Origin of the sequence: Ruegeria jejuensis, assembly GCF_041537905.1 — a bacterium.
GTDB lineage: Bacteria > Pseudomonadota > Alphaproteobacteria > Rhodobacterales > Rhodobacteraceae > Ruegeria_C.
Genome location: NZ_JBGRUO010000001.1, coordinates 253,636 through 280,026 on the forward strand (window position 1 = coordinate 253,636; position 26,391 = coordinate 280,026).

The 26,391-nt window shown below is 60.4% G+C and carries 23 protein-coding genes and 1 pseudogene; 14 read left to right on the top strand and 10 right to left on the bottom strand.

Features of this window, described 5'->3' with window-relative positions; translation table 11 throughout:
• Nucleotides 1–8: 8 nt before the first annotated feature.
• The 6 genes from AB1E34_RS01520 to AB1E34_RS01545 all read left to right on the top strand — a co-directional run bounded on the left by AB1E34_RS01520 (nucleotide 9) and on the right by AB1E34_RS01545 (nucleotide 6,184).
• Nucleotides 9–872 (top strand): phosphotransferase family protein, encoded by an 864-nt coding sequence (locus tag AB1E34_RS01520; RefSeq protein ID WP_372570570.1) that lies wholly within the window; start codon nucleotides 9–11, stop codon nucleotides 870–872.
• Nucleotides 873–1,037: 165 nt separating this feature from the next.
• Complete coding sequence (locus tag AB1E34_RS01525; protein ID WP_306198307.1) at nucleotides 1,038–2,138, top strand: ABC transporter ATP-binding protein; 1,101 nt, start codon at nucleotides 1,038–1,040, stop codon at nucleotides 2,136–2,138.
• 112 nt (nucleotides 2,139–2,250) lie between these two features.
• Nucleotides 2,251–3,354, top strand: coding sequence for an extracellular solute-binding protein (locus AB1E34_RS01530; RefSeq protein WP_372570571.1), 1,104 nt, complete (start codon nucleotides 2,251–2,253; stop codon nucleotides 3,352–3,354).
• A 57-nt stretch (nucleotides 3,355–3,411) separates the two neighbouring features.
• Entirely contained in the window at nucleotides 3,412–3,702 is a 291-nt protein-coding gene (locus AB1E34_RS01535; protein ID WP_372570572.1) for a DUF1330 domain-containing protein, read from the top strand.
• On the top strand, nucleotides 3,699–4,970 hold the full coding sequence (locus tag AB1E34_RS01540) for an ABC transporter permease (protein WP_372570573.1): 1,272 nt from the start codon (nucleotides 3,699–3,701) through the stop codon (nucleotides 4,968–4,970). The genes AB1E34_RS01535 and AB1E34_RS01540 overlap by 4 nt, the downstream gene beginning before the upstream one ends.
• A 5-nt stretch (nucleotides 4,971–4,975) precedes the next feature.
• Nucleotides 4,976–6,184, top strand: coding sequence for an ABC transporter permease (locus tag AB1E34_RS01545; protein ID WP_372570574.1), 1,209 nt, complete (start codon nucleotides 4,976–4,978; stop codon nucleotides 6,182–6,184).
• A gap of 5 nt (nucleotides 6,185–6,189) precedes the next feature.
• On the opposite strand, the gene AB1E34_RS01550 is transcribed toward AB1E34_RS01545, so the two are convergent.
• Nucleotides 6,190–7,500: a lytic murein transglycosylase gene (locus AB1E34_RS01550; RefSeq protein WP_372570575.1), complete on the bottom strand. Its 1,311-nt coding sequence runs from the start codon at nucleotides 7,498–7,500 to the stop codon at nucleotides 6,190–6,192.
• 62 nt (nucleotides 7,501–7,562) lie between these two features.
• On the bottom strand, nucleotides 7,563–8,282 hold the full coding sequence (locus AB1E34_RS01555; RefSeq protein ID WP_372570576.1) for a helix-turn-helix transcriptional regulator: 720 nt from the start codon (nucleotides 8,280–8,282) through the stop codon (nucleotides 7,563–7,565).
• Nucleotides 8,283–8,392: 110 nt separating this feature from the next.
• Between AB1E34_RS01555 and AB1E34_RS01560 the strand changes: the two genes are divergently transcribed.
• Nucleotides 8,393–9,091 (top strand): glutathione S-transferase family protein, encoded by a 699-nt coding sequence (locus AB1E34_RS01560; RefSeq protein WP_372570577.1) that lies wholly within the window; start codon nucleotides 8,393–8,395, stop codon nucleotides 9,089–9,091.
• A complete protein-coding gene (locus AB1E34_RS01565; RefSeq protein ID WP_372570578.1) occupies nucleotides 9,088–9,474 on the top strand; it encodes a DUF1801 domain-containing protein in 387 nt (128 codons plus the stop codon). The genes AB1E34_RS01560 and AB1E34_RS01565 overlap by 4 nt, the downstream gene beginning before the upstream one ends.
• On the opposite strand, the gene rnr is transcribed toward AB1E34_RS01565, so the two are convergent.
• From rnr to dapE, 4 genes are read right to left on the bottom strand one after another with little or no spacing between them, the layout of a single operon-like run.
• A complete protein-coding gene (rnr, locus tag AB1E34_RS01570; RefSeq protein ID WP_372570579.1) occupies nucleotides 9,465–11,723 on the bottom strand; it encodes a ribonuclease R in 2,259 nt (752 codons plus the stop codon). The genes AB1E34_RS01565 and rnr overlap by 10 nt on opposite strands.
• Before the next feature lie 46 nt (nucleotides 11,724–11,769).
• Nucleotides 11,770–12,345 (bottom strand): TIGR04282 family arsenosugar biosynthesis glycosyltransferase, encoded by a 576-nt coding sequence (locus AB1E34_RS01575; RefSeq protein WP_372570580.1) that lies wholly within the window; start codon nucleotides 12,343–12,345, stop codon nucleotides 11,770–11,772.
• Nucleotides 12,342–12,767, bottom strand: a complete 426-nt coding sequence (locus AB1E34_RS01580) for a GNAT family N-acetyltransferase (RefSeq protein ID WP_372570581.1) — start codon at nucleotides 12,765–12,767, stop codon at nucleotides 12,342–12,344. Before AB1E34_RS01580 ends, AB1E34_RS01575 begins: the two co-directional genes overlap by 4 nt.
• On the bottom strand, nucleotides 12,764–13,909 hold the full coding sequence (gene dapE / locus AB1E34_RS01585; protein ID WP_372570582.1) for a succinyl-diaminopimelate desuccinylase: 1,146 nt from the start codon (nucleotides 13,907–13,909) through the stop codon (nucleotides 12,764–12,766). The genes AB1E34_RS01580 and dapE overlap by 4 nt, the downstream gene beginning before the upstream one ends.
• A gap of 273 nt (nucleotides 13,910–14,182) precedes the next feature.
• Here dapE and AB1E34_RS01590 point away from each other — a divergent pair, with 273 nt between their 5' ends.
• From AB1E34_RS01590 to AB1E34_RS01600, 3 genes are all read left to right on the top strand, one after another.
• On the top strand, nucleotides 14,183–15,757 hold the full coding sequence (locus AB1E34_RS01590; protein ID WP_372570583.1) for a Hint domain-containing protein: 1,575 nt from the start codon (nucleotides 14,183–14,185) through the stop codon (nucleotides 15,755–15,757).
• A gap of 1 nt (nucleotide 15,758) precedes the next feature.
• On the top strand, nucleotides 15,759–16,853 hold the full coding sequence (locus AB1E34_RS01595; protein ID WP_372570584.1) for a Hint domain-containing protein: 1,095 nt from the start codon (nucleotides 15,759–15,761) through the stop codon (nucleotides 16,851–16,853).
• Between the two features lie 75 nt (nucleotides 16,854–16,928).
• On the top strand, nucleotides 16,929–17,984 hold the full coding sequence (locus tag AB1E34_RS01600; protein ID WP_372570585.1) for a transporter substrate-binding domain-containing protein: 1,056 nt from the start codon (nucleotides 16,929–16,931) through the stop codon (nucleotides 17,982–17,984).
• Nucleotides 17,985–17,996: 12 nt separating this feature from the next.
• Here AB1E34_RS01600 and AB1E34_RS01605 read toward each other — a convergent pair whose 3' ends face one another.
• Complete coding sequence (locus AB1E34_RS01605; protein WP_372570761.1) at nucleotides 17,997–18,344, bottom strand: DUF8846 family protein; 348 nt, start codon at nucleotides 18,342–18,344, stop codon at nucleotides 17,997–17,999.
• 237 nt (nucleotides 18,345–18,581) lie between these two features.
• Here AB1E34_RS01605 and AB1E34_RS01610 point away from each other — a divergent pair, with 237 nt between their 5' ends.
• Entirely contained in the window at nucleotides 18,582–19,505 is a 924-nt protein-coding gene (locus tag AB1E34_RS01610; RefSeq protein ID WP_372570586.1) for an SMP-30/gluconolactonase/LRE family protein, read from the top strand.
• Nucleotides 19,506–19,643: 138 nt separating this feature from the next.
• Nucleotides 19,644–22,856 carry an ATP-binding protein gene (locus AB1E34_RS01615; protein WP_372570587.1) on the top strand — a complete coding sequence of 1,071 codons (3,213 nt, stop codon included), beginning with the start codon at nucleotides 19,644–19,646 and terminating at the stop codon, nucleotides 22,854–22,856.
• Here the strand turns inward: AB1E34_RS01615 and AB1E34_RS01620 are convergent.
• From AB1E34_RS01620 to AB1E34_RS01630, 3 genes are read right to left on the bottom strand one after another with little or no spacing between them, the layout of a single operon-like run.
• Nucleotides 22,853–24,250 (bottom strand): hypothetical protein, encoded by a 1,398-nt coding sequence (locus AB1E34_RS01620; RefSeq protein ID WP_372570588.1) that lies wholly within the window; start codon nucleotides 24,248–24,250, stop codon nucleotides 22,853–22,855. The two genes, AB1E34_RS01615 and AB1E34_RS01620, sit on opposite strands and share 4 nt — an antisense overlap.
• Nucleotides 24,247–24,963: a hypothetical protein gene (locus AB1E34_RS01625; protein WP_372570589.1), complete on the bottom strand. Its 717-nt coding sequence runs from the start codon at nucleotides 24,961–24,963 to the stop codon at nucleotides 24,247–24,249. Before AB1E34_RS01625 ends, AB1E34_RS01620 begins: the two co-directional genes overlap by 4 nt.
• 3 nt (nucleotides 24,964–24,966) lie before the next feature.
• Nucleotides 24,967–25,992: a catalase gene (locus AB1E34_RS01630; RefSeq protein WP_372570590.1), complete on the bottom strand. Its 1,026-nt coding sequence runs from the start codon at nucleotides 25,990–25,992 to the stop codon at nucleotides 24,967–24,969.
• A 302-nt stretch (nucleotides 25,993–26,294) separates the two neighbouring features.
• Between AB1E34_RS01630 and AB1E34_RS01635 the strand changes: the two are divergent.
• Nucleotides 26,295–26,378 (top strand): annotated as a pseudogene (locus tag AB1E34_RS01635) (IS5/IS1182 family transposase); the annotation flags it as partial.
• Nucleotides 26,379–26,391: the final 13 nt, after the last annotated feature.

Below are 26,391 nucleotides of genomic sequence, written 5' to 3' on the forward strand. Positions count from 1 at the left end.
CCTGCCCGATGCCACAAGACGACCCGCCCCAAGACCTGCAGGCCGATTTGCTGCGCCGTGGGCTGATGGCACCCTCTGGCAGGTTCGAGCCGTTGCAGGGCGGACGCACGAACAAAGTGTGGAAACTGGTCGGCCCTGGGCCGGACCGGGTGCTGAAACTCTATCAGCGGGCGCTTGCCAACCCACTTTTCGGCAATGATCCAGAGCTTGAAACGCTGTGTCTGAATGCATTGGCCCCAACCGGACTGAGCCCCAAATTCCGCGCTTCGGGTGAAATCCCGAATGCTGTTTGGGTGCTTTATGAACACGCGGCAGGCACCCCGTGGACCTCGGATACCGCCTCGGTCGCCGGGTTGCTTGCCGAACTGCACGCGCTCCGCCCTCCGCTTGCTTTGCCCAAGGGGTGCAATGGCAGCGGCGATCTTGAGATTGCAACGCACCGGATTCTGTCGCTCTGCCACTCGTGCGAACGCGCGCGGCTTCTGGACCTGAAACCGTCCGGGAGCGTGCCCGCCACCCCCGCAACCTGCCTGATCCATGGCGATCCGGTGGCTGGGAACATTCTTGTGAACGGCGCGTCACTGGTTCTGATCGACTGGCAATGTCCGGCCATCGGTGACCCAACCGAGGATCTGGCGCTGTTCCTGTCACCCGCCATGATGCAGGTTTATCGCGGCGCACCGCTCGACCCGGATGAAACCCGCGCCTTTCTCGCGGCCTATCCGCACAGGCAAACCATCGAGCGATATGAAACGCTGAAGCCCTGGTTCGCCTGGCGCATGGCCGCCTATTGCCTATGGCGCGCCGAAAACGGCTCGCAAGAATATGCGCAGGGCCTGCCTCTTGAATGCGCCATATTGGGCGCCGCTTGACCCTCGCATACCAAATCCGAACGCCCGACCTGTGACATGCTGCAAGGTGATGCAAATCCAATCAATCCATCGGCACTCTGTCGCAATTGTGTTGCATAAGGCGGGATTGCCCGCTTAACCTCTCGGAAAAGGCGGCGCAGACCGCACAAAACTGGGGAGTTTGCTTTGGCTGCATCAAACAGCAACGACGCGTTCGTTGAATTCGAACGCGTTCAGAAAAGCTATGATGGCGAAACGCTTGTCGTCAAAGACCTGAATCTGACCATGCCAAAAGGCGAATTCCTGACAATGCTAGGGCCATCGGGGTCCGGCAAGACCACTTGCCTGATGATGCTGGCCGGATTTGAAACCGCCACCCATGGCGATATCCGGTTGGGCGGGATTTCGATCAACAACATCCCGCCGCACAAACGCGGTATCGGGATGGTGTTTCAGAACTATGCCCTGTTCCCGCATATGACCATCGCAGAAAACCTCAGCTTTCCGCTGGAAGTGCGCAAATTGGGCAAATCCGAACGCGAAGAGAAAGTGAAACGCGCGCTGGACATGGTCGAGATGGGCGCCTTTGGTGGCCGCAGACCGGCCCAGCTATCAGGGGGCCAGCAGCAGCGAGTCGCTCTGGCCCGCGCGCTGGTGTTCGAACCGGAACTGGTTCTGATGGATGAACCACTGGGCGCTCTGGACAAGCAATTGCGTGAAAAGATGCAATTCGAAATCACCCACCTGGCGCATAATCTTGGGATCACGGTGGTCTATGTGACCCACGACCAGACCGAAGCGCTGACCATGTCGGACCGCGTCGCCGTGTTCAACGATGGCGTGATTCAGCAACTGGCGCCGCCCGACCAACTCTATGAATCGCCCGATAACAGTTTCGTCGCGCAGTTCATCGGCGAAAACAACACGCTTGAGGGACAGGTCAAGGAAATCGCCAACGGCATTGCCGTGGTTCAACTGGACGATGGCGAGTTGATCGACTGCAAACCGGTTAATGTCGACAAGCCCGGCGAGCGGACGCGTGTGTCGATCCGGCCCGAACGGGTCGAATACAACAAGGACCGCCTGAGCGACGGCGCCCATACCCTGAAAGCCGAAGTGCTTGAGTTCATCTATATGGGCGACATCTTCCGCACGCGACTGCGGGTCGCCGGAAATGACGAATTTATCATCAAGACCCGCAACGCGCCCGACCAGGTGCGTTTGCAGCCGGGACAGCAGATCGAGATCGGCTGGCTGCCCGAAGATTGTCGCGCGCTGGACGCGTGACGCCCCTTTTGTCGTATCCGGACATCCGGAGCGATGAACATGGAAGCCGGAATTCGAGACCCCGTGCGGCCGGTTCCTCCAGAGCAAGAACGGGAAAAACTGGGAGAGACTAATGACACTCACAAGAACTCTTCTCGCCACCACAGCCCTGAGCATGACCGCTGGTCTTGCCTCGGCGGAAGACATGGCGAATGAGATGACGATTGTAAGCTGGGGCGGCGCCTATTCCGCGTCACAGCAAAACGCCTATCACACGCCCTATTCCGAGAATACCGGCGTGACCATCATCAATGACGAAAGCTCGGCCGAAGCGGTGGCCAAGCTGCGCGCCATGAATGAGGCGGGCAACGTGACCTGGGATGTGGTCGATGTTGTCGCTGCCGACGCAATTCGTCTGTGTGACGAAGGCCTCGCGCTGGAAATCGATCCCGATACGCAGCTTGCCGCCGCACCGGATGGCACGCCCGCTTCGGAGGATTTTGGTGATCTTCTGGTCAGCGACTGCTTCATCCCGCAGATCGTCTATTCGACCACCTTCGGCTATCGCACCGACCTGGTTGGCGACACCCCGCCCACCGAGATCTGCGCCGTGTTTGACACCGAGACCTATCCGGGCAAGCGCAGCCTGGAAAAGCGCGCCATCAACAATATGGAATGGGCGCTTCTGTGTGACGGCGTTGCCAAGGAAGACGTCTATGACGTGCTGGAAACGCCCGAAGGACAGGAGCAGGCTCTCGCCAAGCTCGACACGATCAAGGATGACGTGATCTGGTGGTCCGCCGGTGCCGACACGCCGCAACTGCTCGCCGATGGCGAAGTGGTCATGGGCTCGACCTATAATGGCCGCTTGTTCAGCGTGATCGAAGAGCAAAAGCAGCCCGTTGCCATGCTGTGGGACGCGCAGATCTTTGATCTGGATGGCTGGATCATCCCGACAGGTCTGAGCCCCGAGCGTCAGGCCCGCGCGCTTGATTACATCATGTTCGCGACCGACACCCAACGTCTGGCAGATCAGGCCAAATGGATCTCCTACGGCCCCGCACGCGCCTCGTCCGCGCCTCTGGTCGGTCAGCATGCCGATCTGGGCATCGAGATGGCGCCACATATGCCGACCGATCCCGAGAACGCCAAGAATACGTTCCTCTACAATTACGAGTTCTGGGCGGATTATCGCGACGATATCGAAGCCAAGTTCCAGGCTTGGCTGGCCAAATAACTCGAAGAAACCAAAGCGGGCCTGAATAGGCCCGTTTTGCCACCCAAGGGGAAGACCATGCCAAAAGGGTACATCATCGCCCACATAACGGTCACGAGCCCGGACCCCTATCAGGAATATGTCCGGCTGGACACCCCGATCCTGCATGGTCTGGGGGGCAGATTTGTGGTGCGTGGCGGACAAAGTGAGACGGTCGAAGGTGACAGTCAGGATCGCCATGTGGTGATTGAGTTCCCCTCTTATGAGGCCGCCAAGGCCGCCTATAACGACCCTGAATATCAGAAAGTGGCACAGATCCGGCGCGCCAATGCAGAGAGCGTAATCATTTTGGTCGAAGGTGCAGAATGAGTGATATCACCCAATCAGGTCCCGTCCTTGCTGCCGATGGCAAGCCGCTCAAGCACAGTCTGAACCGCGCGCTCAGGCGGCAGAAGATGCGGGCGATGGCCCTGATCCTGCCTTTGCTGGCCTTTGTCCTGCTCACCTTCATCGTACCGATCGGACAGATGCTGTTTCGCTCGGTTCAAAACGATATCGTGCAGAATACGCTGCCGCAGACGGTAATCGCGATCCAAGACTGGGATGCGACCAGCGGCGAAGCACCCGACGAGGCCGCCTTTGCCGCCCTTGCCGCGGATTTCAAGATCGCCGTTGAAAACAAGACCCATACTCGTGTGGGCAGTCGCTTGAATTATGAGACCCCCGGTATCTCGTCGCTGTTCAGAAAGGCCGGACGAAAGGCCAAGCGATGGGACCTCGAAACCGATGGGCCCTTCAAGGAACAGTTCCTTGAGATCGATGAGGATTGGGGCGACCCCGCAATATGGCGCACGATTCAGAAATTTTCACCCCCGATCACCAGCGGGTATTTCCTGAATGCCGCCGATATGCAGTTGGGCGATGACGGGGTCGAGTTCCGGCCCGAGAACCAGCAGATTTATATCACGCTGTTCAAACGAACGCTGTTCATGTCGCTGGTCATCATGGGGTCCTGCATCCTGCTGGGCTATCCGGTGGCCTGGCTGCTGGCAAACCTGCCCTCTGCCAAGGCGAATGTGCTGCTGATCCTGGTGCTGTTACCGTTCTGGACGTCGCTGCTGGTGCGAACATCGGCTTGGAAAGTGATGTTGCAGCAGCAGGGTGTGATCAACGACACGCTGGTCTGGCTGGGCCTGGTGGCCGACGAGTCGCGGCTGGTGATGATCAACAACCAGTTCGGCACCATCGTCGCAATGACCCATATCCTGCTGCCCTTCATGATCCTGCCGATGTATTCGGTGATGCAGACCATCCCGCCCACCTATCTGCGCGCGGCCAAGTCGCTGGGGGCCACCAACTGGACAGCCTTCTGGCGGGTCTATTTCCCGCAATCGGTGCCCGGCATCGGGGCGGGCTCGATCCTGGTCTTCATTCTGGCCATTGGCTACTACATCACGCCCGAACTGGTCGGCGGCACCAAGGGTGTCTTTATCTCGAACCGGATTGCCTTCCACATCTCGTCATCACTGAACTGGGGGTTGGCCGCCGCGCTTGGCACCATCCTGCTGGCTGCGGTCCTCATCCTCTATTGGGCCTATGACAAGATCGTCGGCATCGACAACGTAAAGCTGGGATAACCGGAATGGCACTTACCCCCGTCACACCAAGCTCGACCTCGTTCACCGCCAGCACAACCGCCATCGCTGGCGCCATCGCGGGTCTTCTTGTCGGAACCTCCCAGGGCAACGCGTTTCTGGGCGTTATCATCGGCGCGGCGCTGCTGGCAGCAGTCACGGTTGTGGTACTGCAGATGCGTGACCGCGAAAAACCGGTCCGCTGGATCATCCTCGCCGGATTCGCGCTGGTCGGGTTCCTCATGGGCGGGCTGTCGGCCGGGATCATCGGCGCGCTGTTCGGCTGGTTCTTTGGCTGGTTCATCTTCTGGATCGGAGAAACCCGCTACCGCGCGACGCTGGTGCCCTATCTGACACCGGGGCAGGTGCTGTGGCATTATGGCTTCCGGGTGATTTGCGGCGCGATCTTCGTCTTTCTGATCACCCCCATTCTGGTGGTGCTGCCGCTATCCTTCAACGCACAGGATTTCTTTACCTTCACACCGGAAATGCTGCGGCTCGACCCCGCAGGCTATTCGCTGAAGCACTACCAGGATTTCTTCACCAATCAGGACTGGCAGCGTTCTTTCCGCAATTCGCTCATCATCGCGCCCATCGCGACGGTGATCTCGGTCACCCTGGGCACGCTGGCCGCCATCGGCCTGAGCCAGAGCCATGTGCCGGGGCGCCGTGCGATCATGGCCATCCTGATCTCGCCGATGATCGTGCCGCTGATCATCTCGGCCACAGGGATGTTCTTTTTCTACTCGCAAATCGGTCAGATTCTTGAGAACAATCTGGGCCTTTCCAAGACTTTTGTCGGATATGTGAAAGTCGTTCTGGCCCATGCGGTGCTTGGCATTCCCTTCGTGATCATCACCGTGACCGCCACGTTGGTGGGCTTTGACCGGTCGCTGACACGCGCCGCCGCCAATATGGGTGCCGGTCCCGTCACCACCTTCTTCCGGGTGCAGATGCCGCTGATCCTGCCCGGCGTGATCTCGGGCGGGCTGTTTGCCTTCATCACCTCGTTTGACGAGGTGGTCGTGGTGCTGTTTGTCGGCTCGGCCCGGCAAAAGACACTGCCCTGGCAGATGTTCACCGGGCTGCGCGAGCAGATTTCACCGACGATCCTGGCGGTGGCAACGATCCTTGTCGTGATCTCGATCGCGCTGCTGACCACGGTCGAGCTGCTGCGCCGCCGGTCGGAACGGCTGCGTGGCATCACCCCAAGCTGAAACGCCTAGCGCAAGCGTTCCAGCAACCGGGGTGAGGCGTAACCGTCCGGCACAAGCCCGTTGGCCGTCTGGTAGGACCGCACCGCATTGATGGTCAACGGACCGACCCGCCCGTCGATCTTCTGTGTGTCGAACCCAGCCCCGGTAAGGCGGCGCTGCAATTCCTTGCGTTCCGAGAAGGTCAGCGCACGGTCGCCGCGTGGCCAGTCCGCCGCAATCGCAGGGCCACCTGCGATACGATCCGCCAGATAGCCGACCCCGATCACATAGGCGTCGGCAGTGTTGTACTTTTCCAGCACCGCGAAATTGTCGAAGATCATAAAGGCCGCGCCCTGAGCCCCCGCAGGCAGCAGGATCGACGCGGCACCGTGATCGGGCACCGGCTTGCCGGACACATCCATCACACCCGCCGCCGCCCAATCAGACGGCGACCGGGTCAGATCGCGGCGCGCCTGGGCATAGTCGAACCCTTTGGGCAAAAGCACCTCGACACCCCAGGGCTGCCCCTTGGTCCAGCCGAACCCGGCCAGGTAAGCTGCGGTCGAGGCCAGTGCGTCACGCGGATCGTCGGACCAGATATCGCGTTTGCCATCACCGGTGAAATCCACCGCGTAGCGATGGTAGGAACTGGGCATAAACTGCGTATGACCCATCGCCCCGGCCCAACTGCCCTTCATGCCGCGTGCCGACACATCGCCGGATTCGAGTATCTGCAACGCCGCCACGAGCTCAGCCTCAAAAAACTCCGACCGGCGCGTGTCATGGGCCAGCGTGGCCAGTGAGCGGATCGTGTTGTTGCTGCCGCGAAACGCGCCGAACGAGCTCTCCAGCCCCCAGATCGCGGTGACCACCTCTTTTTCGACACCATACTGCGCCTCGATCTGCGACAGCGCTGTGGCATGTTTGGCCAATGCCGCGCGCCCGTTCTTGACCCGCGAGGTCGAGACCGCGCTATCGAGATACTGCCAGATCGTTTTGCTGAATTCCGACTGGTTGCGGTCAAGCCGCACCACATCCGGGTCGATGGTCACGTTGGCAAACGCCGCGTCGAGCGTTCCAACACTGATGCCCTGCTCCAAAGCTCGGCCACGGAAGCCCGACAGCCACAGCGCGAAAGGGTCGTTTGACGCGGCCACCTGCACGACCTCCTGCCCGATCTTAGGCACCGGGCGTGCCACGGGCCGCAGCGATGTGGTGACCGAAGCCAGTTGAAAAGATGCCTGTTTGTCGGGGTCATGCGGCGTTTCCGCCGACGCATGTGTTGACCCCAATGCCGCCATAATGGTTCCGACGGCGCCCGATTTCCAGTTTATCATCTGAATTATCCCGTTTGCCTGCTCGCGCGAAGTGTACCGCGAAACCGGCCACGGACAAAGCGTCAGTCTGCGGTTTTGCAATCTTCCGCTGTGTGGAAGGGCTGGGCGCGCAGATGCGCCAGCGCATCGCGCAACAGAGCAATGCGCCGGGGACGGAAGGATTGGCCGGTCAGAACCAGATCGCGCATCCGGTCCAACCGAAAGACCCGAAAGTCGCGACGCAGATGGCACCACGCGATCAACACGCTGGAGCGGTCCATATAGACGATCGACAACGGATCGACGCTGCGTTCGGTCCCGGCGCCATGCACATCCGTATAGCCGAACGCCACCGATTGCTCGTCCCACGTGGCCTGCCGCAACACGCTCACATCAATGCTGGGCGGTGCAGGCCGGTCGAAGCGTGACGCCGTCAGCACCGCATGGCTCAACCGATGGGATTGCCGCGCAGGCAGACGGCCCTGCAGCTTCCGCAGCGCCTGCGACGCGGCCGAGGACAGAGTCGGATCGCCGATCTGTTCGACCTCCCGCAGTCCCAGAACCAGCGCCTCAAGCTCGTCATCGGTGAAGCCCAGCGGCGGCAGGGTCGCGTCCTCGATCAGGGTAAAGCCGAACCCCGCCTCGCCATCGATCACCGCGCCCAGCCCGCGCAACGCGTCGATATCGCGATGCACGGTTCGCGGCGACACATCCAAATCGTGGGCCAGTTGCACTGATGTCCGCGGCGACGGGCCAGAGCGCAGCGCCTGCATCAATTGGAAAAGCCGGGCAGTTCGGGACATCGGGCTGAGCACTCCGCAGGCTGGGATGATCGAGATTACCTTAGGCCTGATGCCAGAAACTGTCATCAGGTCACTTTACCCTTCGGTATGTCCCGCTTTGGAGTGCTTCGATGTTGACCCTGCTCACCTACCCCGCCGCGTTCGGCCAGTTCAGCGTCAGCCCGTTCTGCGTCAAGGCGGCCTATATGCTGCACCTGTCGGGGCAGCGTTGGCAGCGCTCTGATCTGCTGAACCCTGCCAAGATGCCCCACCGCAAGCTGCCGGTGCTGCGCACGCCGGAAAGGCTGTTGCCCGACAGTGACGGCATCCGCGCCTGGCTGGAAGCGCAGGGAACGGATTTCGACGCCGGGCTAAACGATGTGCAAAAAGGCCAGTCCCGCGCCCTTTGCCGAATGGCCGAGGATCACCTCTATTTCCATATCGTGCTGGACCGTTGGGGCAATGATCAGGTCTGGCCGATCCTGCGTGAGGCCTTCTTCCGCGAGGTTCCGAAGCTGATCCGGGGGCCTGTGTCTGGCGCGGTTCGCAAGTCGGTGCTGAAAGGGTTGGACAGTCAGGGCGTCGCCCGCTTCTCCGAACCCGAGCGACTGGACCGGGTCGAGCAGGACCTGCAGGCGATCAGCGCCTTTCTGGCGGAAGGCCCGTTTTTGTTGGGCGAGGCACCCAGTTCCGCCGATCTGAGCGTTGCGCCCATTCTGGGCGCCATGCGCGCCACGCCTATCGACACGAAACTGCGCCTGCGCATTGCCAATGACCCGCTTCTTGCGGGATATGTGGATCGTGTGGATCAGACGATTGGCTTGCCGTGACACCCTTTCAGTCCCCAAAGGTCGAAGATGCCTTTGCCGCCTTTCCCTCATCGGCGCAGGACGGCCTGCTGCGCCTGCGTGACCTGATCTTTGATACGGCGGCGCAACTTCCGGACCCTGCGACGCTCAGCGAAGAGCTGAAATGGGGCCAGCCCGCCTATCTCACGCCCAAAGGCACGACGATCCGGCTTGGTGTTCCGAAACAGGCGCAATTCGGGCTGTTCGTGCACTGCCAGACGCGGTTGATTTCGGAGTTTTCCCAGACCTTTCCGGGCATCGACCGGATCGAAGGCACCCGTGCGCTGTTGTTTGATGACTTGGGTGAGATTTCGCCCGAACGACATGGCTGGCTGATCGCCCGCGCGCTGACCTATCACGTTTGACGGCGTTTGCGGGTCAGTTTGCGATCCAGCTTATCGCGCTTCTTCTTGCCCTTGACCGCCTTGCGCCGCGCACCGCGACCGGCAGGCGCACGCGCGCGCGGCATCGCCTGATCCTCGATCGATAGCAGCTCCAGCTCCAGCCCGCCGGTCACCGGCGTGGCTTGCGCCAGCCGCACACTCACCCGCTGGCCGATGGCGATGATCAGCCCGGTATCCGCCCCCATCAGCGTCCCCGCCTCGCGGTCGAAATGGAAAAACTCCCGCCCCAGAGAGCGCACCGGCACCAGCCCGTCCGCGCCGGTCTCGTCCAGCTTCACGAAAGCCCCGAACCGCGCGATCCCGCTGATCCGACCGGTGAATTCATTGCCCACCCGCTCGCTCAGATAAGCGGCCAGATAGCGGTCGGTGGTGTCGCGTTCAGCCATCATCGAGCGGCGCTCGGTATCCGAGATATGGTTGGCGGTCTCTTCCAGCCGGTCGATCTCGTCCGGTTGCAAACCGTCCTTGCCCCAGCCATGGGCCGAAATCAGCGAGCGGTGCACGATCAGGTCGGAATAGCGCCGGATCGGTGAGGTGAAATGCGCGTAGTTCTTGAGTGCCAGGCCAAAATGACCATAGTTTTCAGGGCTGTAATAGGCCTGCGCCATCGACCGAAGCGTGCTGAGATTGATCAGTTCTGCGTCTTCGGTCCCGGCGGCGGCATTGAGCAGCGCATTTAGATGCCGGGTCTGCAAGACCTGCCCCTTGGCGAGGTTCAAGCCAGCCGCCTGTGCGGTTTCTCGCAAGCTCTCCAGTTTTTCGGGCGCGGGTTCCTCATGCACCCGAAACAGCAAAGGCGAGCGTTTGGCGATAAGCGTTTCAGCGGCGGCCACGTTGGCAAGCACCATGAATTCCTCGATCAGCCTATGGGCGTCCAGCCGGTCGCGGAAGGCCACGCTTTCGACCTCACCCGCTTCATTCAGCACGATCTTGCGCTCTGGCAGATCCAGATCCAGCGGCTGGCGCGCCTGACGCGCCGCGACCAGCGCATTGTAGGCGGCATAGAGCGGTTTCAGAACCGGCTCCAACAGCGGCCCGGTGCGATCATTGGGACTACCATCGATGGCCTCCTGCACCTCGGCATAGTGCAGCGAGGCGGCCGAGCGCATCAGGCCGCGCACGAACCGGTGCCCGATCTTGTTGCCCTCTGCATCGATCTGCATCCGCACCGCGATACAGGCACGCGGGACACCTTCATGGAGGGAACACAGATCGCCCGACAGGCGATCCGGCAGCATCGGCACGACGCGGTCGGGGAAATAGCTGGAATTGCCGCGCTTGCGCGCCTCGCGATCCAGCGCGCTGCCGGGCCGGACGTAAGCGGCCACATCGGCAATCGCCACCCAGATCACATGGCCGCCGGGGTTTTTGGGATCATCATCACCATGGGCGTAGCAGGCATCGTCATGATCGCGCGCATCCGCCGGGTCGATGGTCAGTAGAGGCATGTCGCGCAGGTCTTCGCGCCCGCTCAACCCAACGGGTTTGGCCCTGTCGGCCTCGGCGATCACCGCATCGGGGAAATCGTCAGGGATACCATGCTGGTGGATGGCGATCAGCGACACAGCCTTGGGCGCGCTGGGGTCGCCGAGGCGTTCAACGATGCGGGCCTTGGGCAGGCCCAGCCGCCCCTTTGGACCGGCTTGTTCGGCCTCGACCAGCTCGCCATCCCTGGCGCTCAGAGTCGCACCATCGGAAACCAGCCATTCGGTGCCCGCAGCCTTGTCGATCGGCACGATCCGCCCACCTTCGGCACCTTTGCGGAAAACGCCCAGAACCCGGCGCGGATTGGTGCCGATCCGGCGGATCAGGCGCGCCTCGTAATTATGGTCTTCTTCATGCACGACGCTCAGCCGTGCCAGAATGCGATCGCCCTCGCCCAACGCCGGGTCAGAGGCGCGCGGGATGATCAGAACCACCGGCTCGACCCCTTCGCCATGCCACTCAAGCGGACGCGCAAAGAGGTCGCCATCGTCGTTCGGGGCCTTGACCTGCAAGACACTCACCGGCGGCAGCCTATCAGGGTCGCGATAAGTCTTTTTGCGCTTCTCCAGATGGCCCTCTGCCTCAAGCTCTTTCAGCACGCGCTTGAGGTCGATCCGGTCAGACCCCTTGATGCCAAAAGCCTTGGCAATATCGCGTTTCGAGGTAAGGGTCGGATGCGCCGAGATCCAGTCGAGGATCTCCTGCTTGGAGGGAATTCGCGTCATGTTCTCGGCCTAGCACGGCCAGATGGCGACGTCATGGACAAAACGATCAGCCCGTCAGATCAGCCACCGTATCCACATCGCGCAAGCTGTCGATCTGTGCGATCCGCTGACCGGGCAGCGTGGCAAGCGTGTCTTGCAGCGCATCGGCGCTGGACCAGCGGACGCCCTCAAACGCCATGGGTGAGATTGCCGCCACCCGCCGCGCGCCCACCAACCAGTAGCCACCATCAGGGGCCGGGCCAAAGACCCAGTCCCGATGGCCCAGCGCGCGGAAGGCGCGGGCAATATGAGCACGATCTATGCCCGGAATATCCGCTCCGATCACGCAGACCGGACCGCGTGGCATCACCCGCAACATCCGCCCCATCCGCGCACCCAGATCGCCGCGCCCCTGCGGCGCGCGCGCCAGATCGGCGGGCCAGACGCGGCTCTGCATACCCTCACGATCCGGCGACACCACCAGCACGATGCGCCAGCGCGGATCGCGCAGGCGGCGGATCAGGCGGCGCGTTTGATGCCGGAACCACCAGGCCGCACCAACCATGCCGATATCGCGACCCAGCCGGGTCTTGACCCGGCCCGGGCGCGGTTCCTTGACCATGATGACCAGAGTGGGCCTCACGTAAGCTCCATCACCATGTCGCGGTGGTCCAGACCTGCGTCCAGATAAACCGGCCCGACAGCGCGAAATCCCAGCTTTTCATAAAACCTGATGGCCGGGACCTGCGCGCCCAGCTTCACCTTGGTGGTCCCCTCCTGCGCCTGCGCCACCGTGACGGCATGCCGAACCAGCGCCGCGCCAAGCCCGGTGCCGCGCGCTTGCGCCAGCACACAAAGCCGCCCGATCTTGGCGAAGTCATCCTCGAAGACCACACGCGCCGCACCAATGGGGTGCGCGCCATCACGGGCGAGCAGATGCACGGCAACCGCATCCAGCTCATCCTGTTCCAGATCAACCGGTATGCCCTGCTCCTCAACAAAGACCGCATAGCGCAGAGCGAAACAGGGGGCCGGATCTTCGACCATCTCGATTTGAAAACTCATGCAAAATAGTCCCGCAGGATGCGCGCATAGACCTGTTTGAGCTGTTCGATCTGCGCCACCTCGACGCGTTCATCCACCTGATGCATGGTGCGTCCGACGAGGCCGAATTCGACCACCGGGCAATGATCCTTGATAAAACGCGCGTCAGAGGTGCCGCCGGTGGTGGACAGCACCGGCGCAACGCCGGTTTCCGCCTCGACCGCGCGGGCCACCAGGTCGGAAAGTGTGCCGGGTGGGGTCAGAAAGCTCTCGCCCGAGATTTTCACCCGCATGTCGATGGTAACGTCGAATTCTTCGGCTACGCGATCGGCTTCGGATTGCAGCCACTCCGTCACGCTGGCCCCGGAATGCAGGTCGTTGAAACGGATATTCACTGCGGCACCACCTTGCGCCGGGATCACGTTTGTCGCCGGATTGCCGGTGTCGATCGTGACCACAGCAAGGGTCGAAGCATCGAAATGGTCGCTGCCCTGATCCAGTTCATGACTGGCAAGCCGGTCGATCAGTCGCGCCAGCGCCGGCAAAGGGTTCCTGGCCCGGTGCGGGTAAGCAGCATGTCCCTGCATGCCAGTCACCGTGAACCACGCGGTCATCGAGCCGCGACGGCCGATCTTCATCATCTCGCCCATCTGATCGGGGCAAGTCGGCTCGCCCACAAGGCAGACCGACATGCGCTCGCCTTCTGCCGCCATATGGTCCAGCAACGCCGTGGTGCCATCGATGGCGTCACCCTCTTCGTCGCCGGTGATGGTCAGGATGACCGCACCGTCCGGCGGCGTGTTTTGCACCAGATCAATCGCAGCAGCGGCAAAGGCGGCGACACCCGATTTCATGTCCGTTGCGCCCCGACCATAAAGCACTCCGTCCTTCACCTCTGCCCCAAAGGGCGGCATGGTCCAGGCGGCCTCGTCCCCCACCGGCACCACATCGGTATGACCGTTGAAACCAAAGGTTTTTGCATGGCCCTTCTGCCCCCAGCGGGCAAACAGGTTGCTGACCCCACCACGGTCCACACGCTGGCACTCGAACCCGGCAGAAGACAGCAGGTCATCAAGCAGTTTCAACGCACCACCCTCAGCGGGCGTGACCGAGGGACACCGGATCAGATCGGCGGTGAGTTCTACGGCATTGATGGTGGTCATGGGCCCTCTCGGTGTGTGCATTCGCTTTGTTCGCGTCACAATTGTGACGAAAAAGTCGCGCTGCCAACCCCAAAAGGCGGAAATCCGCTTATCAGAAACCCGACACCTGTGTTAACGAAGGATTAATAAATGACCCGAGGCAGGGCACCGAGCACAAAAGCCGCAAAAGGCTGCAGACAGACGTAACCGCGCAAAAGACGCGGCCGATTGTTTTATGCGCAGACATAACCTGCGCCGGCGCACTGCTTCCAAAACGACGGGTTTGGGCAGTAGATGGCGACCGGGGCGGAGCTCGACTATCAGACGAATGCCAGCGCATTGGCGATGGCGCAGGCAATTTTTGGCGATGGCACGACGGTGGTCAGCGCCAGCTATACCGGTGACAGCCGATCATCGGCGATCTATGGCAACGGAGACGCCCTGGCACCGGGGGCCACGCCGGGCGATAGCGGGGTGATCCTGTCGACGGGTCGCGCCACCAGTTTCACGCGGTCCTCGGGCGACCCTAATGTTTCGACCCGAACCACTACCGGTTCAAACGGCCCCAACAACGACCCCGACTTCAACTCCGCAGCCGGGACCAACACTTTCGACGCATCCTATCTGGACGTCTCGTTTATCCCGACCTCGGAATATATGACGATGCAATTCGTCTTCTCGTCCGAGGAATACCCCGAGTTCCAGAACTCCATCTATCAGGATTTCGTCGGCGTCTGGATCAACGACGCTCAGGTCAACCTCAGCGTCGCAGGCGAGGATGCCGACCCCGGCAACATTAACAGCAATTCCAACCAGAACCTGTTTCTGGACAATAGTGGGGACGACTACAACACAGAGATGGACGGGCTGACCGTCACGTTGTCGCTGACGATGAACGTCATCCCCAATCAGGTGAACACAATCCGCATCGGCATCGCCGATGTGGCGGACAATCGCTACGACTCCAACCTGCTGATTGCCGCCGACAGCGTTCAGACCGAGCTGGTGGCGATCAGCGACACAGTCAATGTGAACCCGAACGGGCGCAACACGGTCGATGTGCTGGCAAATGACCACAACCCGTCCGGATCGACCCTGACGATCACCCATATCAACGGTCAGGCAGTCACCGCAAACAGCACGGTCCTGCTCAGCACCGGGCAAACGCTACGGCTGAACGAAAACGGCACCATCACCGTTTTTGGCGATGGCGATATCGAGGATTTCAACTTCACCTACACGGTGACGAACGGCACCAACGAGGATGTCGGGTTCGTCAATGCCAGCTCAATTCCCTGTTTTGTAGCGGGCACGCTGATCACCACACCCGCGGGCGAAGCACCCGTCGAAACGCTGGCGCCCGGCGATCTGGTGATGACCCGCGATGACGGCCCGCAGCCGCTCAGATGGGCAGGTAGCCGCGCGATCGAGGCGGCGGGCGATCTGACCCCGATCCACATCCGGGCCAACACCTTTGGCAGCCATGGCGACCTGATGGTGTCACCGCAGCACCGCGTTCTCGTACGCGACAGCCTCGCAGAACTTCTGTTCGGCGAGGCCGAGGTGCTGGTCGCCGCCAAGGATCTGGTCAATGGCCGCACGGTCACACGGCGGCCCGGTGGGGCGGTCACCTATGTCCATCTGATGTTTGACCGCCACCAGGTCATCTATTCCGAAGGCCTGCCGACCGAGAGCTTTCTGCCCGGTCCGCAGACCACCAACCTGTTCGAGCAACCCCTGATCGATGAGATTTGCACCATCTTTCCGGAGCTCGACCCGCAAACCGGCCTCGGCTACAGCGCCGCCGCGCGCCGGACGTTGAAAGCCTATGAGGCACAATTGCTGATTTCCGCAGAGAGAGCAGCGTGACATGACCTGGATTGCACTTGCCGACACTGAAACGCAGCTTTTCTCGCCCGCCGGTGTGGGGGCCGACCCCGCAGCGCCCGACCTGATCGGGCGCGAGGATGACGATCTGCTGGCCCGTGGCACGCTGGTATTGGAAACCGGGATGCCCGAGACCGGGCGGGCCTATATGCTGTTTCGCTACAACCGCGAGGGCGACTGGCCCTTTCATCTGTCCCTTCAGGCGATCCCCGGGCGCGGGCTGATCTTCGTACTCAATCAGGGCGGCACGGTGATCCACCAGACCATGACCCTGCCCGATACCGGCCGCATCGACCTGTTGCGCCTGTCCTATAGCTGGGACGCCCCCGCGCGCCGGGCGCAACTGGCGCTGGAACAGCATGACCGGGAACAGGTGCTGATACAGGACATCGTCGGCCCCTGCCCGCTGCGGATCGGCGACCTGCGGGCACTGTTTCGACACGGACCCCACCGTTTTGCCGCGCCCGAGACCGTCTTTGCCGCGCTGTCGGACAGGATCGAGCCGGTGGGCCCGCTACCATCGATGCATCCCGAAACACCGATCGCCACTCCGCTGGGCTATCGCCCGCTGCGGTCCTTGCGGCGCGGCGATACGGTGATCAGCGCGCGTGGCGAGGTCGTTCCGGTCCTGCATCGCCTGACCCGAACCGTGCCCGCCCGCGGCAGTTTCAGCCCACTGTCGATCCGCAGCCCTTATTTTGGGCTGGATCAGGATATCGTGGTCGCCCCCTCGCAACGGCTGCTGCTGTCAGGAAGTGAGGTGGAATACTTGTTCGGCAAGCAATCCGTTCTGGCGCTGGCCCATCATATGACCCAGGGCCGCGCGGTGACGCCCGCGCCCTGGGGTCCGCTGGTGACCTATTCACAGCTGCTGCTGCCTGGTCATGATGCGGTTCTGGCCGCAGGCTGCGCGCTGGAAAGCCAGTTCCTCGGCCGCCTGCACAGCAAGCCGCGCCTGTTGGCGGCCAGCCTGCTCTGCGGGTTGGAGCGCAGCCGACTTCCGGATCATGGAACCTCTCGCATTCCGGTTTTGGGATCGTTCGATGCCCGCGTCTTGGCAGAACGCCGCGCCGCCTGACTCGGCAGACGCATCTTGTACAAAACCGGTCACCTGCGCTAGGGAGCGCAGCAGCATAAGGGTCTGGAATCAATCTTGCGGCGTCTTTACATCATTCTGTCTCTGATCGCGTGCCTCTTCGCGACGGCAGGCTCGGCACAAGAGCTTGAACTGTCCACGGTCACGCGACCGCCTTTTTCGATGGTAAAAAAGGGCGATCAGACCGGATTCTCGATGGACCTGATGGCAGCGCTGGCCGAAGATCTCGGCTGGACCTATGGCGTGCAGCGCTACGAGCAATTCACCGACATGCTCGACGCGGTCACCGATGGCACAGCCGATCTGGCCATCGCCAATATCTCGATCACCGCCCAGCGCGAAACGCTGATGGATTTCAGTCAGCCGATCTTTGAGTCCGGATTGCAGATCATGATCCCGGCCGACAAGCAGGGCGCACCCTCGCTGATGCGCGCGCTGATGTCGCGCGAGTTGTTTCTGGCGATCGGCATCGCCTTTGCGCTGCTGCTGACCGGCGGCATGCTGATGTGGTATTTCGAGCGCCGTTCGCAGCCCTATTTCGATCGCAATCTGAACGACGCCTGGTTCCCCTCGTTCTGGTGGGCACTGAACCTGGTCGTCAATGGCGGGTTCGAGGAGCGGGTACCTCGGACCAGCTTCGGCAAGATCTTTGGTGTGGTTCTGGTGATCTCGTCGCTATTTGTCGTCTCGGTCTTCACCGCCCGGATCACCTCGGTCATGACGGTCGATGCGATCACCAATTCGGTCAATTCGGTGAATGATCTTTATGGCAGGCGGGTTGCGACGATTCAGGGATCAACTGCCGCGACCTTTCTCGATAGGCGCGACCTGAACTATACCGCCTATGATGACCTGGGTCCCTTGCTCGCCGATTTTGAGGCCGGTTCACTCGACGCTGTTGTCTTTGATGCCCCGATCCTGTCCTACTACACCAGCCACGAAGGCATGGGCATAGGGATCATGACCGGCGCGGTATTCCTGCGGGAAAACTACGGCATCGCCTTCCCCACCGGCTCGCCACTTGTCGAGGAGGTCAATCAAGCGCTGTTGACCCTGCGCGAAAACGGCACCTATGACACGATCTACCGCAAGTGGTTCGGATCGCGGAACTGACGGTTTCGCGCGTCAGGCCTTTTGGGCGTCGTCGTCAAAAAACGGCGTCATCTGGGCCACGACAACCGCGTTTTCCTCAAGCGCGCGCTGCATCAGGGCGCGTTCTTCGTCGCTGATCTCGTGCCCTTCGGCCTCGCGCTCGGCCAGCGTGCCATAACCGGTCACATCCAGCGGCGCGGTATCGGCCTGCTTCAGGATCGCCACCGTCTCGCGCACGGCCTCGGCCTCGTCCACACCACTGGCGAAACACATCAGCGCCGCGCCCGTGGCCCCCTCGGGAAGGCCATCGCCCTCCTTGCGTCCAATCTGGACGACAAGGGTGTAGACCTGCTGGCGAGAGGGTTTCTTGGTCTTTTCCATAAGCGTCGCCATAACCATGCATCCAAAGATGGTCAACCTCAGCACGCACGACACGATTTCAGCGGTTCAGGCACGTATGCTCATACATGACAGTGCGCTTCGCACCGTTGCGGCGCTGCGGGCCTGCGGCTAGGCTGAACTCATGAGACGGCATTTGAGGACCTGCCCATCCGGCGGGCCTGTGGGCCGCTTTTCAGGTGAAAACCATTTTGAATCTATTGCTTAAGGAGCGACCGGATGTCACTGAATCTGGAAGAAGTTGCAAGCGGTCTGGGCTTTCCTGAAGGCCCGGTTGCAATGGACGACGGCTCTGTTTTGTTCGTCGATATCGAGCACAAGAAACTCATGCAGCTGAGCCCGGACAAATCGCTTGAGCCCATCGCAACATTCAAGGGTGGGCCAAATGGCGTGGCGATCGGACCCGATGGTGCGGCTTATGTCTGCAACAATGGTGGCGTCTACACCTTCATCAAGTATGGGCCAGATCGCATTACGATCCCGGATTCCGCACGCCCGGATTACATCGGAGGGTCGATCCAGCGTGTTGATCTGAAGACCAGGGAAGTCACCGAGCTTTATGGCAAATCCCGAGGCAATCATCTTATCGCGCCTGACGACATCGTTTTTGATGCGGCGGGTGGCTTCTGGTTCACCGATACGGGAATGCAGCATGAAACAACCAGCGAGTTCGGTGGCGTCTACTATGCCACGATCGATGGCAAGACCCTGAAACACGCGGCAACCGTGCCCACGGCCAATGGGGTTGGATTGTCGCCGGACGGTAAGAAGCTTTTTGTCTCTGACACCGTGTTCGGGCGGTTATGGGTGATGGACATTGCCGGGCCAGGCGAATTGCACCCCGGGCAAATCCCGCAAACACCCGGCAATGTGGTTCAAACCCTTCCGGGGTATCAGTGGCTTGACAGTCTGAAGGTCGAGGCGGACGGGCGTGTGTGTGTCGGCACGATCTTCAACGGTGGCATCACCATCTTTAGTGCGGATGGCACGACAGAGCATCTGGCCGTGCCCGACCTTTTCACGACCAACCTCTGCTTTGGCGGTGCGGATCTGCGAGACGTTTGGATCACCGCGTCGAGCACCGGCAAGATCTACAAAACGCGCTGGCCGCGGCCCGGTCTCAAGTTGAATTTCACTGCCTGAGGGTCAGGCAGCAGGTGTTTTCAGTGTCCATGTGACATTGCATGTCGCGTGGGTAAACCTGTCGTGAATTGGCGGGTGGGTGTCGGGTGCCGCAAACAGTAGCACGCGCCGTATTTGTCGTGCTATGAACCTACCGCAATGACGAATAACACCCAAATCACGGACACATCGTCACCAAGGCTCGGCGAGCGTCGTCTGGTTTCGGTGCTGTTTACCGACATGGTGGGCTATACGCCCATTGTCGAAAAACTGGGTGCGGAAACCACCGCTCATTTTACCAGTATGATCTATGGCATGCTATCCGGTGTCATAGAGGAACATGGCGGTGTCATCCGGGGGTTTGCGGGCGACAGCATCATGGCGGTTTTTGGCATTCCCGACGCGTTGGAAGATGCCGGGTTAAGGGCCTGCAAGGCCGCCATGGCGATCCAGGCTTTGTTCACTGCCTCCGAGGATGACATCGAAAAACGGTTCGGCGTGCGGCCGATCATGCGGGTTGGCGTCAGCTCCGGTTCCGTGGTCATGGCCGCAGTCGAGGGTGCCGACGGGCAGATGACGGCGGTGGGCAACAGCGTCAATCTCGCCGCGCGCATTCAGTCCCTGGCGCCCGAGGGCGGGTGTCTGATCTGCGATACCACGCGCGCGCTGGTCGAGTGGTTGGTCGACCTGAGCTTTGAAGGCGAGCACACGATCAAGGGCGTGGCCAAGCAGCAGAAGCTGTGGCAGTTGCAGTCGATCCGCGAAGGCGCGACGCGTTTTGATGCGTCTCTTGCGCGTGGCCTGAGCCAGTATGTCGGGCGCGATGCCGAACTTTCCGCGCTTTCCGAGGCGCTGGATCAGACGCGCGACGGATTGCGAGTTATCGACCTTGTTGCCGAACCGGGGCTGGGCAAAACCCGCCTCGTTGTGGAGTTTCTGGATCGCGCGAAGGCCAAGGAAACCGTCATCCTGACAGGGCAGTGCACCACAGACGGCCAACAGGTGCCGTTCTTGCCATTCCTCGAAGTTGTGCGCGGGTCTTTTGGTATCAACCAAGATGACGAACCCGAAGAGATCGAGCGGAAGCTACAGGCCGGGTTGCAGCATGCCGGACAGGATACGCTTGAAAACCTCGGGCTCTTGATGAACCTGCTGGGTCTGAAGCCACCCGAAGGGACATTGGATGGCCTCGATGGCGTTTTGATCGGTTTGCGAACACGCGACCTGCTGCCCGCGCTTTTGAAGGCGCAATGCCAAATGGGCCGCGTGGTGCTTTTGGTCGAAGACACCCATTGGATCGATGGCGCGTCAGAAACCATGATGTCCAAACTGGTCGACGGCGGCGATCTGGATAATTTGCTTATTCTCAACACCCGTCGACCGGAATACACACCGGAGTGGAAAGATAACCCCTCGGTTTCGACCCTGAAACTCAAGCCGCTGACCGAAGGGGATATTCACCATCTTGTTCAATCCCGGCTCAAGGTTGACACCCTGCCCGATGCATTGATCAAAGAAGTGGTCGACCGATCAGGGGGCAATCCGCTTTTTGGCGAAGAAATCCTGAGTTTCCTGACGGAAAAAGGCGCGCTGCGGGTCGAAGAGGGCCAGGTGGTTTTTGAAAACCAACCCGGCGGCGACGAGCTGCCGGCAAGCATGCAAAGCCTGCTCTCGGCGCGTATCGAGCAGCTTCAGCCGAAGGATCGCGCGCTATTGCAGGCCGCCGCCGCCATCGGACGCGGGTTCGATCCCGGATTGTTGTCGATGGTTGTCGAGCAGCCCGACGAAACCGGCGCAGCGCTGCAGCGGCTGCAGGCGCTCGATATCGTGTTTCGCAAGGCCGAGTCCTCGGATTATATGTTCAAGCATGTCCTGTTGCGTGAGACGGTTTACAACAGCCTCGTTGCGAACCGGCGCTCCGAGTTACATCTCGCGATCGCCGAGGCGTTGGAAAAGCGCAACTCCAACCGGCTTCCCGAAGCCGCCGAGACGCTCGCCCATCACTATATGCAAACGCCGCGCACCGATCTGGCTTTTGAATACAGCGCGCTTGCCGGGGCCAAAAGCCTCGGCGTGTTTTCGCACGACCAAGCGAACCAGTATTTTGCGGATGCTCTGGCGCTTTATGAACAGGACCCGACTTGCGCCAGCGATGACGCCTTTGCCAATTTCCTGGCCAATTATGCGCTGTGCTCGAATATCTCTCTGGATGTCACGACCATGATCGAGCTGGCCCCAAGGGTCAGGCCAATCCTGAACGAGATGGGGGAGAATGGCGACCACGTTCTGTTCCTGCATCACTATGTGTCTTGCCTTGTCTGCAACAGCCAGTTTCTTGAGGCGCTCAGCGTTCAACGGGAACTTACCGAGATGGCAAAGCGCGTCGGCGATCCGAAATCCGTCGCTTACGCCATGGTCAACGAACTGTCTGTCGGGATTTATTGCGCCCCACTGTCCAATGCCGAGTTCGCCGCCAGAACGGCCGAAATCGAAGCCGCATTGACCAAATTCGACGACGCCTATCTGCAAAACTTCTATTTCGCGACCCTCGGTTGGAACGAGCTGACGCGCGGTCGGGTTATCAAAGCGCGGGAAACCGCAGCGCGCATGGTGGCAGATGGCGAAAAGAACAACGATCCACGCGCGCTCGGGTATGGAACGGCCATGAAAGCGCTGATCGCGGTCGTAACCGACGACCACCAGAGCGCGCTGGAATTATCGGAAGAAGCGCTGCGGCTGTCGCGCGCAGAGTTCGAGAAGGCCATTGCGGAATCCTCCAGAGTGGCCGCCCTTGTGCCGCTTGAGCGACCCGGTGCGCGCGAAGCTGTGCAAGGCTATGTTGATATGTGCGAGGCCAATGGCTGGCTTCTCTTTGCTGGCGTTCCCCAGACGATGCTTGGTGTCGCTCTAGCGATGGAAGGTCGTGTGAGCGAGGGGCTGCAACAGATAAAGGCGACTATCGAAAATCGTGAAGCCGAGGGGGCACAGATCGCGGCGGACTGGAACCGCCTGCTTCTCAGCGAGGTATATCTGCTGATCCTGACGGGTGAGGGCGGCGCCTCGTTCGGCGTCTTGATGCGCAATTTCCGGACGCTCGCAGGCATCATCCTGTTTGGTAAAAAGCGTATTATCTCGCTGATTGAAAAGCTGCGCACAAACACACAATTCGACCCGGATGGACACCATTTCGCCCGCGGAGAGATGATTCTTGGCCTCCTCTACAAGCTCAAGAAGAAAAACGAACAGGCGGTTGGGCATTTGATGACCGCCCATCGCCTGATCGAACCGACCGGTGCCTCGCCCATGCTCACGCGGATCGAGGACGCCCTGCAAGAGCTGGGTGCATGGACGGGACCACGCCCGTCGACCTAATCCGACAGTTGCGCAAGGTAGCGGATCGCCGGAAGGCTCGGAAGAAAAGTATAGGCCCCGCCGCGTGTTTTGACGAAACGAGGAAACCCGTTTAGGCGGATGCGACCGCCGTCTTTCAACGTCAGTTCAAACGCGCTGGTTTCGGGCACATTGGCGCCGAGCAAAGGATCGTTCGTGCCGGTGATTTCGGGGTCCTGCAGACCGAAATTCAGCCAATCGCACACAACCGCCTCGAACTGCGCTCCGTAATTCGCGCCAATGAAGTTCCCCAGCAAACCGCGTTCTGCATCGTCCCGGTTTTCGGGGTCGAAATCGGGGCCATAAGACATGCCCCGACGCACCAGCCGTCTTGAGTAATTGGCAACACGCTGAACGATGGGGCCACCACGTGGATTGACGCGGCGCATATGGGCGCCAGCCGGGCAACGCGAGGTGCGGGTATAATTGTAATTGGTCGGCGAAACCTCTTCCTCAGGACATTGCGCATCGGGCGAAAGTTCGTAAGGGACACCGTTGCGCCAGCGGCCGCACATCTGGGCTGCCACGACTTCGCGCAGGGCGCCATGGCGATCCAGATCCTTTCCGACCCGCTTTTCATCTTCGGGTGCCAGCAAAAGGTCGCCCTTGGGATGGTCGAGCAGTTGCGTGGCGGCCTTATCAAGGTAATCCTCGAATCCCTTGGCATCCTGCTGGAGCACACGAAAGGCGTTGAAGGCCCCGTTGCGGCCCAGCACATCCGGTTGGGGAATACTGAATAGCATCCCCTCAAAATGCGTCGGATGCCCCAAAAGAACGGTTCCCAGTGGATCCTTGGGCTCATCGACCTTGATTTGCGCAGGGTCGAAGACGTGGCGGAACCTGGGCTGCGAGATGCTGTCGACATAGCCGAAAAACACCTTGTCATCGGGCAGGTTACGCCCGTTGCGCACGCCCAGAACGGTGAATGCCTTTGCCACCTGTGCTTCGGTCTGATCGAGATATTGCTCCTCGTCTGAATAAAGCGAAGCGATAATGTGTACCCGGTCTGCCTGATCGAAGGGCGCGGGCCAATGCTCGGGCGCGCTTTCTCCGAAATCGCCCAGCTTGACTGCGCGCTTGGCCATACCCTCGGCGTATTCTATCGGAAAGCTGTCAAGGTCGCGGCTGGCGGTCCCCAGCGCGCGCAACCCCTCAAAGGTCACACCGATATTGAAGCAGAGTTTGGGCTTTTCTTTCCAATTCGCCGAACGGGTGATTGCGGGTATCTCGCTACTGGTGCCATCTGCGGACGCGGCCAGAAACTGCCGTGCCTTTGCCCGGTCCGAAACTTCGAGGACAAGATGGCGGACCATGTTGTTGCGATAACCGCGCAGGATGTTACCCTGCAGCTCTTCGGGGTCAAATACAGCGTTCACCAGCCTACTCCCAACTTGTCGCGCACCTGCGCGGCCGAATATCCGGGATAGCCACGATAGCCGCCGCCCAGTGAAATATTGCGATTGGCATGAAGCTGCAGGATCAATTCGCGTGGCAGCGACATAAGCTCATGAGGAGGGGCGTCCGGTGATCGACCCGCCGCTGCATCCTGCACGTGAAACAGGTTGATCGCGTAATCGGGGGCTTGAAACAGGTCATGCGCCTTGACCCAGTCGATGAACTCCTCAACGTGATCTTCGCAGGGGAAAAGCGCTTCGCCCCCTTCAACCAGATGCATGAGATCATCAAAAACGCTGCCGATAGTGGCGATGAAATCGCGGATGTAGTTGCTGAAATCTCCGTCATAGACCGAGATCATGCAGATATAGTCTTCGACCAGCAGAAACCGCGCTGAGTGAACCGTTCCCACGTTGTCGAGGCCCGCGAAAATCTCATCCACGTTTTGCGCAAGCGCCATAACCGCCTTGGCGCGACCTATGGGCGAGGTATCCTTCAGGGGCATCAGCAGGTTCATCATGCGTTGCACGTTGTCGCTGGGTTGCGAAGACGGGCGTGGCCCACCCGGTAATTTCGGTTTGGGCTCGCGCCAGACCCAATAGGGCACCACCACGTATTTGGACAGGAACTTGAACCAGCCCCGCTCTGGCAGGCTGTTGACATATCTGTTTAGCCATCCGCCATCATCGCTCATGCTCTAGCCCTCCGTTCTGCTGAACGGGCAGGGAATGCCGCCCCGCCGTTTGCTTGAAAATTCATAGACATCCTTGCGGATCTTCAGCACGGGATCTTCGGACGGTCTGATACCATCGGTCAGAAGCCACGGGTTGAAGCTCAATTTCTCGGCATGCGCTTCCTGATCCTCTGGTACCTCTTTGAGGGTCAGCAAGCCCATCATCACCCGCTTGCGATGCGGTGGCCATTGCTTGGTGGAATCGTTGAAATCATCGCCTGTTTCACCAATGGTCATCATGAGCGAAAACCGCTCAATGCCATTTGCGAGCCGCTTCTCAAGATCTTCCTTCAAATAGACGTCCACAGGTGGGTCCAGCGGGTTTGTGTTGAGAACCCCGGCGATGGGCTGCCAGTTGAACCGAACCCAGCGATCAGTGCCATCCGGATCAGTCACGATGAAGGTGTGAACAGCATGATATGACGCCCGAACATAGCTCACCGGGGCTCCGATCACCGAGGCCTGAAGAACCCCCGGCTGAGCAAAGGCGTGCTTGTCTGCAAATTCCGTGGCTCCTTCGTTGGGGCGCGTTTCCTGTCCCGGATAAGGGTCGGGCATCGGTAACTGCAGCTTGAGGAAATCCCGGATCTTTTGCCAGGGGGTTTCGCGATGGCATTCCTTTGGACGTGCCGCCAGAGCGAATTGCAAAAAGGTATCGGGTGTTGGCGCAAAAAACACGGGCAGCGTCATTGAAATGAGATCGGTGGCCCGGTCATTGCTCAGCTTGAAGCGCACCGCCATGCCGCGCACATCCGACCAGCCATCATGCTCTTCGACTAAACCCATCCCGTTGGAGAACCGGACAGCGACATCCAAGGGCTTCTCGGTGGGTTGAAAATGCTCTGCCGTGCAGAAGTCCTTGGCCACCGGGGACGGCTCGAAAAAACCTGTAGCGCCGACGCCAATCGTGTGAACCGGTCGTCGCTCGGTACTGCCGCCTTCGATATCGAGCGCGTGAACAATGTCTTCAACAAGTTTAGGATCGTCCATCAATACCCCCAGCGCTCCAGAAAAAGATTAGAAAAAACAGATACTTTGAAACACGCATTCCGCATGACCATGTCCGCGACAATGCCAACCCCTGCCAACCAGACTGCGGTTCGCTGCCGAACAGTGTCAAGAATTTATTGGCCAGAACCTGTCCGGTCTTGCCTGCGCTGCCTCTTCAGGCTCAGACCCCATCGATTTCAGTGGCGTATCTTGAGTCACTACAGAAATACAGAGCGGTGACATGCCTGATCTCTTTTTGCTGAACCATGGCCCACCATTGATTCAAGCACGCTGGCGAATGGCGGCCTCTTAGCTTGTTCGTGACTGCCGGGCAGGTCGGTGACTACATCGGTGCGCGGGCGTTGCTTTGCAGCCTGATAAAGGTCGGCAACGTGGAGC